The organism is Rugamonas sp. (assembly GCF_025354735.1).
Taxonomy (GTDB): domain Bacteria; phylum Pseudomonadota; class Gammaproteobacteria; order Burkholderiales; family Burkholderiaceae_D; genus Rugamonas.
The window spans coordinates 1-12,933 of the sequence record NZ_JANXMI010000296.1 but is presented as its reverse complement, the minus strand read 5'-3'; the positions used below and the strand labels follow the sequence as shown (position 1 = coordinate 12,933).

Genomic DNA, 12,933 nt, shown 5'->3' with positions numbered 1-12,933 from the left:
TGTTTTATATTATATATCGCATGAGATGACATCGCATAAGATTTGAAAATCAATTCCCCACTCGCAAGGAGTCATTCATGAGCAAGATTCAAAACGTATTCTCCACCGGCAAAACCCACACCACCTCGGCTGTGCCGGGCGGCATTGCGCGCAGCCCCGAAGCCAAGCTGAACATCAATATGAGCGCACCCGGCACCGGCGCCGCAGACGCACTCACGCTGAACGCCGTTGACGCCCACCCTACGGCGGAAAAAATGTTCGCCGGCGCATGGTCGGGCTGCCTCATGGCCATCACGGGCGTGGTGGCCAAGTCGAAGAAACTGGTGCTGCCGCCCGAAACGGCCGTCGGCGTCGAAGTCGATATGGGCATCACCGGCAGCGAGTTCTTCCTCCAGGCCCGCATCACCCTGCTCGCGCCGGGCATCGACCAGAAAGTCGCCGACGATCTCCTGCATGCCGTCGACCAGATGTGCCCGTATTCCAAGTCAACGCGCGGCAATATCGACGTTGTCTTGAAGGCCGTTACTGCTTGATGTTTTAGGTGATGTGTCACGCATGTGCTGATGCGCATGCGTGACACATAACGGCTGAATACATCAATGTATCGGAACACACTACGACGATGGTGTCGTTGATGCGCAAGGTGGCCGCGCCGAAAGCGCTGTCGGCCGACATGTACTAATATTAAATTAGATTTTTTGACCACATTACAGATTGAAAGTACGCAACATGGACATCAAGAACTCAGTCGCCTTCGTCACCGGCGCCAATCGCGGCCTCGGCCTGGAATTGGTCAAGCAATTGCAGGCGCGCGGGGCCGCCAAGATTTACGCCGGCGTGCGCGACGTCAACAGCATGGCTCTGCCCGGCATCATTCCGGTCAAGTTCGACGTCACGAACCCGGACGACATCGCGGCGGCGGCCGCACAGTGCGGGGACACGACGCTGCTGATCAACAACGCCGGCATCGCCAGGCCGGTCGGCTTCCTGGCCGACGACAGCATCGAGGTGACGCGGGAAATCTTCGAAGCCAATGTGTACGGCCCGCTGCGCTCGGCCAAGGCCTTCGCGCCCGTGCTCGGCAAGAACGGCGGTGGCGCCATCGTCAACGTGCTGTCGATCGCCAGCTGGACCAACTCCGGCCTGATGGGTCCGTACGCCATGTCGAAGGCGGCCGCCTGGAGCCTGACCAACGGCCTGCGCAACGACTTGAGCGCCCAGGGCACGCAGCTGGTCGGCGTGCACGTCGGCTTCATTGACACCGACCTGACGAAGGACATCGACGCCGCCAAGGTCAGCCCGCAAGACGTGGCGGCCCAGATCCTCGACGGCGTGCAAGCGGGCGCCAAGGAAGTGCTGGCCGACGACATCACGCGCAAGGTCAAGCGCGGCCTGTCGGATGAGCCGGGCATCTATCTGGCTCCGCTACAGCGCTGAGCGGCGGCTGGATTGCTATCATGGCGCTTGAACGAAAACCCAGGTTTTCCGATGACAGCATGCGGAAAACCCGGAACGAAGATGCCACACAATGCCACCGGTTTTGACCCCGGTCGCTGGGATGCCTGTGCCACCTGCAAATATTCGCGGAAATCCTCGTTTCGAGTTAACAACGCGTCGAAGCGGAGTGCGCGCATGTTCGCTGCGCCAGGATAAGAAAAGATGGCTGCCGAGGCGCCTCTGGGCAGTTCGGCGTCGACGAGGACCTGACAGGCCCGGTCGTGCGAGTCCGCCGCCGGAGGAGAAGCAAAGGGAAGCTATCAACGTATTGTGCTGGCTTCGCGGCCGGCTGGGGAAGTGGAAGACGGCAATTTCCGGCTCGAGTCGGTCAACCTGCCCGTCATCGCCGATGGGCAGGTTCTGGTCCGCAACCACTACCTTTCGCTCGACCCGCCCATACGCGGCCGCATGAGCGACGCAAAGAGCTATGCGGCGGCGCAAGCGCTAATGAAACCATGATAACGCTGCGCGGTTTCATCGTCTCGGAACACCTCGACCTGTGTAATGCCTAAACTCGTTGCATTGGCAATCTAGCCGTGTGACGTCGCTGGCGGCGGCCAGTTCGGCATCATGAACGCACGAGGATGTATCCACCGGCCACCACAAAAAAAGCCGTTTGACATGCCCTGGTTCCTCGCCTAATACGATTGGTATCGCATGCGATTTAGGCGAATGCGATGTAAATAGTTAATTTCCCACTTTTACGGAGTCATTCATGAGCAAGATTCAAAAACTATTGTCCACCGGAAAAACCCACACCATCTCGACCGAGCCTGGCGGCATTTTGCCCCACCCCGAAGCCAAGCTGGACATCAACATGAGCGCGCCCGGCACCATCGCCGAGAACGCACTTGTGTTGACCGCAGTCGACGCACACCCTACCGCCGCGCTGCGGCCCAAACAATCGGAGGTTCACATGGGCAGCACTCTGGAAGGCAGCGAACCCGCAGTCGAGCCCCCGAACGCGCAGAGCGTGAATATGAAGTTCGAGGTCGTCGTCATCCCGGTTTCGGACGTCGATCGCGCCAAACGCTTTTACGGCGAATTGGGTTGGCGGCTCGACGCCGATTTCGCCTCCGCCGACGACTTTCGCGTGATCCAGTTCACGCCGCCTGGCTCCGTGTGCTCGGTCATCTTCGGCAAGAACGTCACCGCGGCAACACCTGGCTCGGCACAGGGGCTGTACCTGATCGTCTCCGACATTGAGGCCGCCCGCAACGAGCTGCTCGGTCGCGGCGTCGAGATTAGCGAGATATTCCACCATGCCGGCAGCGTGTATGTGGGCAGGGACGAGCCCTACCTGTTCGGGCGGATCCGGATTAGCGGTCCGGATCCCGAGCGTGGCAGCTACCGCTCGTACGCCTCGTTCAGCGATCCGGACGGCAATGGCTGGCTGTTTCAGGAGCTCACGCATCGAGCGCCCGGACGGGTGAACGCAGGCGCCACGACATTCATCTCGCCGGCGGAACTCGCGGCCGCGCTACGGCGGGCGGCGGCCGCGCACGGCGAGCACGAGAAGCGGACCGGGGGCACGCACGATGAGAACTGGCCGGACTGGTACGCCGAGTACATAGTCCGAGAGCAGGGGGGCAAGGATCTGCCGTTGTGAGCTGGCGGTCCTGACGATCGCTGTCGCCATCGCGGTGGTCGAAATCTCGCCGTCGCGATGGTTGTGATCAGCCAAGGTCTTGGACCGGCCTATGCTATGTGGACGCCTGAGAACGGGAGGACATCCATGATTCCTGACTTTGACGCAATCATCATAGGCGCCGGGCAGGTCGGTCCATCTCTTGCAGGCCGGTTGACCGATGCCGGAATGGCCGTCGCGCTCGTCGAGCGCAAGCTGTTCGAGGGAACTTGCGTGAACACCGGCTGCATGCCGACCAGGACGCTGGTCGCCAGCGCCTATGCGCCCACCTCGCACGGCGCGGCGCCGATCGGAGATTCGAAAGATCCTCGGCGCCGCCACCTTGGGGAGCGGCGGCGACGAGGCAATCCATGGCATCCTCGACGTGATGAATGCAGGTGTGCTTTATACGACCCCCCAGCCGTGCGGTGGGGCCAAGGAATTAGTCATGACGAGATTGGCGCCCACCACTGGCATCGCGCAACCATCCTTGCCTCGAGTGTTGGAGACTCGCCCCCGTTGCCTGGAAGTCGGTCGCGTTAGCGGCGATTCAGTAATCGGCCAACTTGGCGTCGTCGACTTCAATGAGTTGATCGAGGCGCAACGTCTCGCCCGTGCTCATTGCGAGGTACTCAGCGCCTTCTCGGGCGAACACATCGATAATGACCGCGCTGCGAAGCTGTACCGCGCCCTCTCCATCGCGAAAGCGTATCTGCGCCAGCTCGCGCGCAGTCGCGTGCGTCTCAAGCAGGTCGTGAAACCCGCAGCCTATCGGATAGTACTTGGATGGATTGGTAGTCATGACATTCGCTGCCGCGGTGCGCGAAATGCCGCCGGCGGCGCTTGCGGTCGTGAGGGTCTTGCCTGTGGCCAGGATTGTTTGAATTTTGCTCATGGTTGAATCCTCATAGCTTCAAAAATCGTTCAATGTTCGCGGCACTAGTGGGTCACTTGGCAATGGGAGTGGACCATAAACGTGATGAATTTTTGCGCCAGGCCAGGCGCAAACCGCAGCGAGAGCGAGCTATCGCGAGGATGTGCAACGCCGCATGGCAGGAAAAGACGCGCTTTTATGCCACGGCTTGTTGACAATTTCCCCACTAGGACAGGACGGCGAAAATGCCGCAGTTCTGGCTATTTTTGTATCGACTTGAATAGGTTGTTACGTAGCGTGACAATGGATTCACGAGTGGTTGCAAACTCTCCTTGCGTCAATCCGCAGGCATCGAACAGGCCCATGCCGAAGGCTTTTTCTCGCAGGCGCCGCCCTTCTTCGGTCAGTCGTACCCGCACCTGGCGCTCGTCCTCAATGTCGCGCTGGCGGTGTACATAGCCCATGCTTTCAAGTTTCTTCAGGATGGGCGTGAGCGTGTTCGACTCCAGGAACAGCTTCTCGCCCAAGCCGCTCACAGTCTGGTTCTCTTCCTCCCAGAGCGCGATGACGGTGATGTACTGGGTGTAAGTGAGCCCCAGCTGCTCCAAGATAGGCTTGTAAGCTTTGCCGAAGGTGAGATTGGCCGAATAAATGGCGAAGCACAGAAAGTCCGCGAGCGCCTGGTCTCCCGGCCTAGCAGGTCTGGATGCTTTGTTGGTCATGGTTGTAGTCCATTTCCTAATGTTGGTTAATTATTACTCGTATGCGATCTGATCGTTCTAGATGGAGTATAACAATCTAGCGCAAGAAGTCAAGCGCGCCGGAATTAATCGGGTGCGATAATCGCGCCGGCATTCCTCAGACCACCAGAACCTGCACTTGCAGCGCGATGCGTTGTAAGCGGCTGCGAGCGCGTCTTCGAGGACACGGATCAATGCAGCTTCATTTGCAGCTAATGCTTGTTTGAAGGGGCCTTCAGTTGCAGTTATTCCTGGCCGAGAATCGGCTGGAATGCTGGTCGGGCCCGTTTCAAATGCAGGTCATTACAGTTACCAGCCGATACAAAGCAACCAACAAAAGTTGCTGCCAAAAATGAGTAACTGCGCTATCGTTTGGGTCGCCCTTTAATCTTATGTACAGGACCTGCATGAACTTTGTTTTCAAGAACGCGCTGCGGCGCCAGCCCGTGTTGAGCGTGCTGCTCGGCTGCATGGTCAGCGCCGGCGCGCTGGCCGCGCCCAACGACCCGGCCACGCTGGCCCAGATCCGCGACAGCGCCATGCGCAGCGACTGGGCCTACGAGCGCCTGTCCGACCTGACCGACCTGGTGGGCCCGCGCCTGTCCGGTTCGGCCGGCGCGGCGGCGGCGGTCGAGCAGGTGGCGGCGGCGATGCGCAAGCTGGGCGCGACCGTCACGCTGCAGCCGGTCAAGGTGCCGCACTGGGTGCGCGGCGCGGAGACGGCCGAGCTGGTCGACTACGCCGGCCGTCCCGCCGGCATCACGCAGCGCGTCGTGCTGACGGCGCTGGGCGGCTCCGGCGCCACCCCGGCCGCCGGCCTGACCGCGCGCGTGCTGGTGGTGCATGACGTGGACGATTTGAAAGCGCACGCGGCCGAGGTGCCGGGCGCCATCGTGCTGTTCGACGCCGCCTTCGACCAGGAAATGGCCGACCGCGGCATGGCCGGCCAGGCTTACGGGCGCGGCTCCAGCCTGCGCTTCAACGGTCCCAAGACGGCCGCCGCCATGGGCGCGGCCGCCGCCCTGGTGCGCTCGGTCGGCGGCGCCGACTTCCGCCTGCCGCACACCGGCCAGACCGGCCTGGTCGACGGCGCCCGCATCCCGGCCGGCGCCGTCACCGCCGAAGACGCGATGCTGGTGGCGCGCCTGTCCGCGCGCGGCCCGCTTTCCATGCATCTGACGCTGACGCCGCAGATCCTGCCCGACGCCGACAGCTACAACGTCATCGCCGACCTGCCGGGCACGGACAAGGCCGACGAAATCGTCATCGTTTCCGGCCACCTCGATTCCTGGGACCTGGCCACCGGCGCCAACGACGACGGCACCGGCGTGGCCGGCGCGATGGGCGCCATCGAGACGCTGAAAAAACTCAATCTGCACCCGCGCCGCACCATCCGCATGATCGCCTGGATGAACGAGGAAAACGGCACCCGTGGCGGCAAGGCTTACTTCGCGGCCAACAAGGATGCGCTTGACAAGCAGTTCGCCGGCATCGAGAGCGATAGCGGCGGCGGCCGGCCGTGGGGCGTGATGTCCAGCGTGGCCCCCGGCGTCGTCAAATACTTCGCACCCTTGCAGGCGGCGCTGGCGCCGGTGGGCGCGGGCGTGTTAACGCGCCGCGACGAAGTGGGCGAGGCCGACCTGAGCCTGCTCGAAAGCGCCGGCGTGCCGGTGTTCGCGCCGCAGGTCGACAACCACGCCTACTTCAATTACCACCACACGCCGGCCGACACCCTCGACAAGGTCGACCCCGTCAACCTGAAGCGCCACGTGGCGGTGATGGCGTCCATGGCCTGGTATCTGGCGAACATGGAGCAGACGATAGGGCGCTCGGCGGTGCCGACGGAGTAAAGTAGGACTTGCCCGCGCGCATACGTGCGCGTGGGCGGTAGCGCTTCATGCTAGTGTGTCGCAGTCACGCGATTGCGGCTTGCGGCCTGGGGCTGGCGAAGATTGAAATCGGCAACCGGCCGCGATGGTCGCGGCCAACTGACGGAGGAAGACATCATGAATGCGGCATCGAAAATGCATTACAAGGGTTGGGACATCGTCCCGTTCGCGGCCCCGACCAGCGACCAGGCCTGGAGCGCCAGCTGCGATATCGAGCGCGCCAACGCCGACGGCGTCGAAGTGTTCGAGGGCGCGACCATGCAGTTCATCCGCGACACGGAAGAAGACGCGATCGCCGCCGCCTGCGAAGAAGCGGTGCGGCAGATCGACAACATCATCGCCAATCCCCTGGTGCGGCTGGCCTGACGGGTGTCGCCGGCCGTTGTGATAGCATGGCGGCCATGATTCCGCTGCTGCGATCCCTTGTCGTCTGGCTGATGTTGCTGGCTATGCCTGTTCAGGGCTACGCCTCGGCGACGATGATGGCGTGCGCGTCGTCCGCGCCATCCGCGCCCGACGCGGCGATGACAATGGCGGCACCGATGGCCGGGGTCCACGATCATGCGGCGATGTTGGCCGCCGCCCATCGCGGCGCGACCGGCGGCCATGCCGCCCACGGCGCCGCGCACCACAGCGATGGCCGCGAACACGACCACGGCCGCGACCACGGCAAATGCGCCGATTGCGCCGCCTGTTGCGTCGGCGCGGCGCTGGTTCCGTCCGGCGCCACCGTGGCGCCGCCGGCGCTGGGCGGCCGGTCCGTCCCGATCGCGCTCTACACCGACGCGCTTCCCGCCGTCGACCTGGCCCACCCCGAACGTCCTCCCCAAGCCGCGCGCGCCTGATCCGGCGCCGCTTGCCGGCCCGCAGCAGCGGGTCCACCACTCCCATAATTCATGCACATTGCGATGTGCCGTTGTTGATGCGCGCCCGCGCGCAAAGAGGTCCGTGACATGAGTAGTTCCATAAAATTCGCGGCGGCGTGCGCGCTGCCGCTGGCATGGCTGCTGGCCGGCTGCGCCTCGCCGTCGCCCGACGCCGGCTTCGACGCCATCGGTCAGGCCAGCCGCGCCCGGCTCGGCCTCGACGCGCGCGTGCTGCGCAACGATGACGACGCCCGCGCCCTGGCCGCCGTCGTCAGGCAGATGCTGGCCCAGCCCTTGAGCGCCGACGGCGCGGTGCAGATCGCGCTGCTGAACAACCGCCGCCTGCAGGCGACCTACTGGTCGCTCGGCATCGCCCAGGCCGATCTGGCGCAGGCCGGGCGGCTGCACAATCCGGCGCTCGATTTCAAGCGCGTGCAGGGCGGCGGCGCGGTCGGCATCGAGCGCACGCTCACCTTCAACCTGGCCGACGCGCTGACGCTGCCGATGGCGTCCCGGCTCGAAGCCCAGCGCTACGCGCAAACCCGGCTGCAAGTGAGCGACGCCATGCTGGCGCTGGCCTTTGACACGCGCCGCGCCTACTACGAGGCGGTGGCGGCGGCGCAGGGCGTCGATTACGCCGGCGAGGTCGAGGCGTCGGCCCAGGCCGGCGCGGAACTGGCCGGGCGCATGCGGGCGGCCGGCAACTGGAGCGCGCTCGATCTGGCGCGCGAGCAAGCGTTTTCCGCGCAGGCGACGGCCGACGTCATCCGCGCCGGCCGCCAAGCCGCCGCCACCCGCGAGCAGCTGACGCGCCTGATGGGCCTGGACGGCGGCGGCGCCGCTGGCGCTGACAGCTACACGCTGCCCGGGCGCCTGCTCGATTTGCCGGCCGCGCCGGTCGAGCTCAAGGAAGTCGAGCAGCGCGCCCTGCGCGAGCGCCTCGACGTCGAAGCCGCGACTTTGGCCACGCGCCAGACGGCCGCCGCGCTGGGGCTGACGCACACCTCGCGCTTCATCAACGTGCTCGACCTGGGTGCCGTCAGCAACAGCGCGGCCGGCGCGCCGGGCGCGCGCGGTTACGAGCTGACGCTGGAGCTGCCGCTGTTCGACTGGGGCACGGCGCGGGTCGCGCGGGCCGAGGCGGTGTACATGCAGTCGCTCAACCGGCTGGCCGACACGGCGACCACGGCCCGCAGCGAAGCGCGCGCCGCCCACGCCGACTATCGCGCCTCCTGGGAGCTGGCGCGCCACTACCGCGACGCGGTGCTGCCGCTGCGCAAGCAGATTTCCGACGAGACGCTGCTGCGCTACAACGGCATGCTGCTCAGCGCCTTCGAGCTGCTGGCCGACGCCCGCGAGCAGGCCGGCGCCGTCAACGCCTACATCGTCGCGCTCAAGCAATACTGGATCGCGCAAACCAATCTGGAAGCGGCGCTGGGCGGACGCCTGTCCACCGCCGCCGCCACGCCTGAAACCATGGAGCAAGTCAAATGAGTGATCCCCTCAACAGCCGCCGATCGTTCTTGAGCGGCGCCGCGCTGGTCGGCGCCGGCATCGTCAGCCGCGCGGCGGCGGCATCGCTGCCCGAGGCGCCGCTGCAAGCGTCGGCCGCGACCATGGCGCCGCTGGCGCCGCTCAACGGCCGGCCCTACCACCCCGTCGTCACGCTCAACGGCTGGACGCTGCCGTGGCGCATGAAGGACAACGTCAAGGAATTCCACCTCGTGGCCGAGCCGGTGCTGCGCGAAATCGCGCCCGGCATGAGCGCCCATCTGTGGGGCTACAACGGCCAGAGTCCGGGGCCGACCATTGAAGTGGTGGAGGGCGACCGGGTGCGCATCTTCGTCACCAACAAGCTGCCCGAGCACACCAGCGTACACTGGCACGGCCAGCGCCTGCCCAACGGCATGGACGGCGTGACCGGACTGACGCAGCCGGGCATCGCGCCGGGCAAGACCTTCGTCTACGAATTCGTCGCCAGGAACGCGGGTACCTATATGTATCACCCGCACGCCGACGAGATGGCGCAGATGGCGATGGGCATGATGGGCTTCTGGATCACGCACCCGGCCGTGCCGTCGCAGCACGCGGTCGACCGCGATTTCGTCTTCCTGCTCAACGCCTACGACATCGATCCCGGCAGCTACACGCCGAAGGTCAATACGATGACGGACTTTAATCTGTGGACCTTCAACAGCCGCGCCTTCCCCGGCATCGACCCCATGGTGGTGCGCAAGGACGACCGCGTGCGCATCCGCGTCGGCAACCTGACCATGACCAACCACCCGATTCATTTGCACGGCCACCGCTTCGAAGTGACGGGCACCGATGGCGGCTGGGTGCCGCCGTCGGCGCGCTGGCCGGAGGTGACGACCGACATCGCCGTCGGCCAGATGCGCGCCATCGAGTTCGTGGCCGACGCGCCGGGCGACTGGTCCTTCCACTGCCACAAGTCGCACCACACCATGAACGCCATGGGCCACGCGGTGCCGACGATGATAGGCGTCGATCACAGCGGCGTGGCGCAGCGCATCAACCGTCTGGTGCCGGGATATATGGTGATGGGCGACAAGGGCGGCGCCATGGACGGCATGCAGATGCCGCTGCCGGAAAACACGCTGCCGATGATGTCAGGGCAGGGCCCGTTCGGCCGCATCGACATGGGCGGCATGTTCACCGTGGTCAAGGTGCGCGAGGGACTGGCGCGCGACGATTACCGCGATCCGGGCTGGTATCGGCATCCGGCCGGCACGGTGGCCCACGAGTGGACCGGGGAGTTGCCGCCGGCGCCGGTCGCGCCGAATCTGCCGGCCACGCCCGCCGAGGGCGGCGACGCGATGAACGTCAGGCGGGGCGGGGCGATGCATCACGAGTGAGCGCTGTCCGGTCCCGGTCTGGGCGCCTCGTGTCCGGCGCTGGCATGGGGCGCGCCGTGGGGCGCTGTTTGGCCAAGGCCAAGGCCATGGCCGAGGCCCTGGCTGAAGGCATTGTCGGACGGGCGCCGTTGCGCCGATTTCAGCAGCACGCGCACGATGGTCAATTCCGGCACCGCGTGCGCCGCCAAAAAGTTCCAGGCGTCGACGGCGCCGCTGAGCGTATCGATGATGATGCCTTGCTCGACGATGTTCGCCAAGCGGTTGTTATTTCTAGTGTGCATATCGGCAGACCCTGCGAAACGGGCCGCGCGCATGCTTTCTATGCGGTCGCGGCAACGGCGAAGGTCACGGGGATGCGGTGCGGGACGGACAGCGGTCGTGCTTGATGTGCGCGAGGATGGGGCGCACCTGCCGGCGGCGTGCACGGAGCACGGCCACGTCATGAATATAGCAGGCTTTGACGTCGCCGTTGATTGCAAATCGCTATGGAGTGCGCCGGCCCGATGCAGGCGACGCCGGCGTCGGCGCGCTCAGTGCTGGTCGGCGGCGCGACGGCGCTCCGGTTCGGACAGCACGCGCGCGATCACCGGCAGCGGCACCTTGGCGTCTTCCAGAAAAGCGGCGGCCGATTCGAGGCCGCGCGTGGCGAGGATATCGAGCGCGGCATTGACGATGGTGGCCATCGCGCGGTTGGGGCGTGAGCGCCGTTCGACTAAATGCATGTTTGCCTCCCAGTTGTGAACCGTCAAAGTACCATAAGTAGCGATCCGGCGACGTTCAATATTCATCGAAGGGAAGCTTGCCGGGCGGCGACATTTCGCCGCTTGCGGCAGTGAAATTGTCATTTAGAAACAAGTGTTGTTGCAAAATATGCCTATCTTTTGATTTTTTTTAATAGGTTTCTCAGCCAGCAAAACCGCCATCGCCTACAGCAAAAGCACGGCTTTTTTAGATCGACAATAATGGGAGCAAGTGTTGGGCAGGGGCAATAATTGCTTCGCGGCAGCTCGATAACCCCTCAATAAAAACCACTAACGACTAAGGAGTTTAACCATGCTGACCATTCGCTTCCCCCACCTCGCCCTCGCCGCCGCCCTCATCACGCTGGTGCCCTCCATCACCGACGCCGCCGTCTACTCCAATGGCAGCAAGACCACCACCTTCGACGTGACGATGAAAATCATCGCCGACTGCACCATCGCCGCCGCGCCGCTCAGCTTCGGCACCTCGCAGGGCGTGCTGGCCGTCGCGGTCGCGGCCACCACCACGCTGTCGGTCACCTGCACCAACACCACGCTGTACAACGTGGGCTTGAACGCCGGTTCCGGCACCGGTTCGACCATCGCCACGCGCTATATGAGCGGCACCGGCGGCAACCTCGGCGTGGTCCAGTTCAATCTGTTCCAGACCCTGGGCGCCAACAACTGGGGCAATACGCAGGGCACGGATACGCAGAGCGGCACCGGCAGCGGCGCGGCGCAAACACTCACCGTCTACGGTCAGGTGCCGGCCCAGCTGACGCCGGCGCCGGATAACTATAAATCGACCATCACCGCGACCGTGTATTTCTAAGCCGCAGAGTCGATGCGCGCGCCAGCGCGCCGCCATTTACGCCCGGCCAGCCGCCGCGACGATCCCGTCCCGCCGCCGTTCCCATGATTTTCGCTGCATTGCCAACGCTGCCGAATCCCCGCACGGCGTTGCCGCACCGGGCCGCCCACCGCCCGCCGCCGCTCCCCCTCCTGGTCTGTCCCCTCGCATCTTCCACGCGCCGCCCACGCCGGCCGCACGCCCTGTCATCGGTGATGATTTTTCTCAAAAATCTCCTTGCGGATTTTGGAGTTCATGTGTAATCTATAAATAGAGGTTAGATGAACTCTAAATATCGCAGCAAAACCTGAACCCGGCACCGTCCGGACCACTCCATCACTTAAAGGAAAAAATCATGACCCGCAAAGTTCTCATCACTGGCGCCACTGGCGACACCGGCCGCGCCGCAGTTCAAGCATCGATCGCCCTGGGCCTGCAAGTGCGCGCCATGGTCCGCACCATCGACGCCCGCTCCGACGCGCTGGCCGCCCAGGGCGCCGAAGTCGTCGTCGGCGACCTGCAAGACCTGAACTCGCTGTCGGCCGCGATGCAGGGCGTCGATGCCGCTTACTTCGTCTATCCGGTCACGCCGGGCCTGCTCGCCGCCACCGTCAACTTCGCCCAGGCGGCCAAGGAAAACAATGTCCAGGCCGTCGTCAACCTGTCGCAGCGTTCGGCCAACCGCCATTCGACCAGCGATTCCTGCCGCGACACCTTCCTCAATGAAGAAGTGTTCAACTGGTCGGGCCTGAACGTGGTCCACCTGCGTCCGACTTATTTCCTGGAATGGCTGGGCTATCCTTGGCAGCTGCCCTACCTGCAACAGGGCGTGCTGCGCATGCCGGTCGGCAAAGGCCGCCACTCGCCCATCGCCGCCGCCGACCAGGGCCGCGCCATCGCCGCCATCCTGAAGAGCCCGGAAGCCTACATCGGCAAGACCATCAACCTGTCCGGCCCGGTCGAGATGGACCACG

At 64.4% G+C, this 12,933-nt stretch carries 14 protein-coding genes and 2 pseudogenes; 12 read left to right on the top strand and 4 right to left on the bottom strand.

Annotated features, from left to right (window positions below; translation table 11 throughout):
• Positions 1-77 precede the first annotated feature (77 nt).
• The 5 genes and pseudogenes from Q0S71_RS24410 to Q0S71_RS24390 all read left to right on the top strand — a co-directional run.
• A complete protein-coding gene (locus Q0S71_RS24410; RefSeq protein WP_296001496.1) occupies positions 78-533 on the top strand; it encodes an OsmC family protein in 456 nt (151 codons plus the stop codon).
• A gap of 196 nt (positions 534-729) precedes the next feature.
• Positions 730-1,437, top strand: a complete 708-nt coding sequence (locus Q0S71_RS24405) for an SDR family oxidoreductase (protein WP_296001494.1) — start codon at positions 730-732, stop codon at positions 1,435-1,437.
• Between the two features lie 327 nt (positions 1,438-1,764).
• Positions 1,765-1,944 (top strand): annotated as a pseudogene (locus Q0S71_RS24400) (NADP-dependent oxidoreductase); the annotation flags it as partial.
• 268 nt (positions 1,945-2,212) lie between these two features.
• Positions 2,213-3,106, top strand: a complete 894-nt coding sequence (locus tag Q0S71_RS24395) for a VOC family protein (protein ID WP_296001493.1) — start codon at positions 2,213-2,215, stop codon at positions 3,104-3,106.
• Positions 3,107-3,232: 126 nt separating this feature from the next.
• Positions 3,233-3,409, top strand: a pseudogene (locus Q0S71_RS24390) (FAD-dependent oxidoreductase); the annotation flags it as partial.
• A 265-nt stretch (positions 3,410-3,674) separates the two neighbouring features.
• On the opposite strand, the gene Q0S71_RS24385 reads toward Q0S71_RS24390, so the two are convergent.
• Entirely contained in the window at positions 3,675-4,019 is a 345-nt protein-coding gene (locus Q0S71_RS24385; protein WP_296001491.1) for a hypothetical protein, read from the bottom strand.
• A 239-nt stretch (positions 4,020-4,258) separates the two neighbouring features.
• Positions 4,259-4,720: a MarR family winged helix-turn-helix transcriptional regulator gene (locus Q0S71_RS24380; RefSeq protein ID WP_296001488.1), complete on the bottom strand. Its 462-nt coding sequence runs from the start codon at positions 4,718-4,720 to the stop codon at positions 4,259-4,261.
• Between the two features lie 425 nt (positions 4,721-5,145).
• Here Q0S71_RS24380 and Q0S71_RS24375 point away from each other — a divergent pair, with 425 nt between their 5' ends.
• From Q0S71_RS24375 to Q0S71_RS24355, 5 genes are all read left to right on the top strand, one after another.
• Positions 5,146-6,588, top strand: a complete 1,443-nt coding sequence (locus tag Q0S71_RS24375; protein ID WP_296001487.1) for a M20/M25/M40 family metallo-hydrolase — start codon at positions 5,146-5,148, stop codon at positions 6,586-6,588.
• A 156-nt stretch (positions 6,589-6,744) separates the two neighbouring features.
• The gene (locus Q0S71_RS24370) at positions 6,745-6,993 is read left to right on the top strand and encodes a DUF6566 family protein (protein ID WP_296001485.1); all 249 of its coding nucleotides are present in this window, start codon (positions 6,745-6,747) and stop codon (positions 6,991-6,993) included.
• A 35-nt stretch (positions 6,994-7,028) separates the two neighbouring features.
• Positions 7,029-7,472 carry a hypothetical protein gene (locus Q0S71_RS24365; protein WP_296001483.1) on the top strand — a complete coding sequence of 148 codons (444 nt, stop codon included), beginning with the start codon at positions 7,029-7,031 and terminating at the stop codon, positions 7,470-7,472.
• Between the two features lie 108 nt (positions 7,473-7,580).
• On the top strand, positions 7,581-8,987 hold the full coding sequence (locus Q0S71_RS24360; RefSeq protein ID WP_296001481.1) for a TolC family protein: 1,407 nt from the start codon (positions 7,581-7,583) through the stop codon (positions 8,985-8,987).
• Positions 8,984-10,369, top strand: coding sequence for a copper oxidase (locus Q0S71_RS24355; protein WP_296001479.1), 1,386 nt, complete (start codon positions 8,984-8,986; stop codon positions 10,367-10,369). The genes Q0S71_RS24360 and Q0S71_RS24355 overlap by 4 nt, the downstream gene beginning before the upstream one ends.
• Here the strand turns inward: Q0S71_RS24355 and Q0S71_RS24350 are convergent.
• Positions 10,360-10,626, bottom strand: coding sequence for a hypothetical protein (locus Q0S71_RS24350; protein WP_296001477.1), 267 nt, complete (start codon positions 10,624-10,626; stop codon positions 10,360-10,362). The genes Q0S71_RS24355 and Q0S71_RS24350 overlap by 10 nt on opposite strands.
• A 273-nt stretch (positions 10,627-10,899) precedes the next feature.
• The gene (locus Q0S71_RS24345) at positions 10,900-11,091 is read right to left on the bottom strand and encodes a hypothetical protein (protein WP_296001476.1); all 192 of its coding nucleotides are present in this window, start codon (positions 11,089-11,091) and stop codon (positions 10,900-10,902) included.
• A gap of 331 nt (positions 11,092-11,422) precedes the next feature.
• Here Q0S71_RS24345 and Q0S71_RS24340 point away from each other — a divergent pair, with 331 nt between their 5' ends.
• Complete coding sequence (locus tag Q0S71_RS24340) at positions 11,423-11,941, top strand: spore coat U domain-containing protein (RefSeq protein WP_296001474.1); 519 nt, start codon at positions 11,423-11,425, stop codon at positions 11,939-11,941.
• Positions 11,942-12,314: 373 nt separating this feature from the next.
• Positions 12,315-12,933 (top strand): NmrA family NAD(P)-binding protein (locus Q0S71_RS24335; protein WP_296001471.1); only part of this gene is annotated, 619 nt, incomplete at its 3' end.

Coding starts and splice junctions, on each gene's coding strand:
- Q0S71_RS24410 (WP_296001496.1), top strand. CDS start 78: ATGAGCAAGATTCAAAACGTATTCTCCACCGGCAAAACCCACACCACC.
- Q0S71_RS24405 (WP_296001494.1), top strand. CDS start 730: ATGGACATCAAGAACTCAGTCGCCTTCGTCACCGGCGCCAATCGCGGC.
- Q0S71_RS24395 (WP_296001493.1), top strand. CDS start 2,213: ATGAGCAAGATTCAAAAACTATTGTCCACCGGAAAAACCCACACCATC.
- Q0S71_RS24385 (WP_296001491.1), bottom strand. CDS start 4,019: ATGAGCAAAATTCAAACAATCCTGGCCACAGGCAAGACCCTCACGACC.
- Q0S71_RS24380 (WP_296001488.1), bottom strand. CDS start 4,720: ATGACCAACAAAGCATCCAGACCTGCTAGGCCGGGAGACCAGGCGCTC.
- Q0S71_RS24375 (WP_296001487.1), top strand. CDS start 5,146: ATGAACTTTGTTTTCAAGAACGCGCTGCGGCGCCAGCCCGTGTTGAGC.
- Q0S71_RS24370 (WP_296001485.1), top strand. CDS start 6,745: ATGAATGCGGCATCGAAAATGCATTACAAGGGTTGGGACATCGTCCCG.
- Q0S71_RS24365 (WP_296001483.1), top strand. CDS start 7,029: ATGATTCCGCTGCTGCGATCCCTTGTCGTCTGGCTGATGTTGCTGGCT.
- Q0S71_RS24360 (WP_296001481.1), top strand. CDS start 7,581: ATGAGTAGTTCCATAAAATTCGCGGCGGCGTGCGCGCTGCCGCTGGCA.
- Q0S71_RS24355 (WP_296001479.1), top strand. CDS start 8,984: ATGAGTGATCCCCTCAACAGCCGCCGATCGTTCTTGAGCGGCGCCGCG.
- Q0S71_RS24345 (WP_296001476.1), bottom strand. CDS start 11,091: ATGCATTTAGTCGAACGGCGCTCACGCCCCAACCGCGCGATGGCCACC.
- Q0S71_RS24340 (WP_296001474.1), top strand. CDS start 11,423: ATGCTGACCATTCGCTTCCCCCACCTCGCCCTCGCCGCCGCCCTCATC.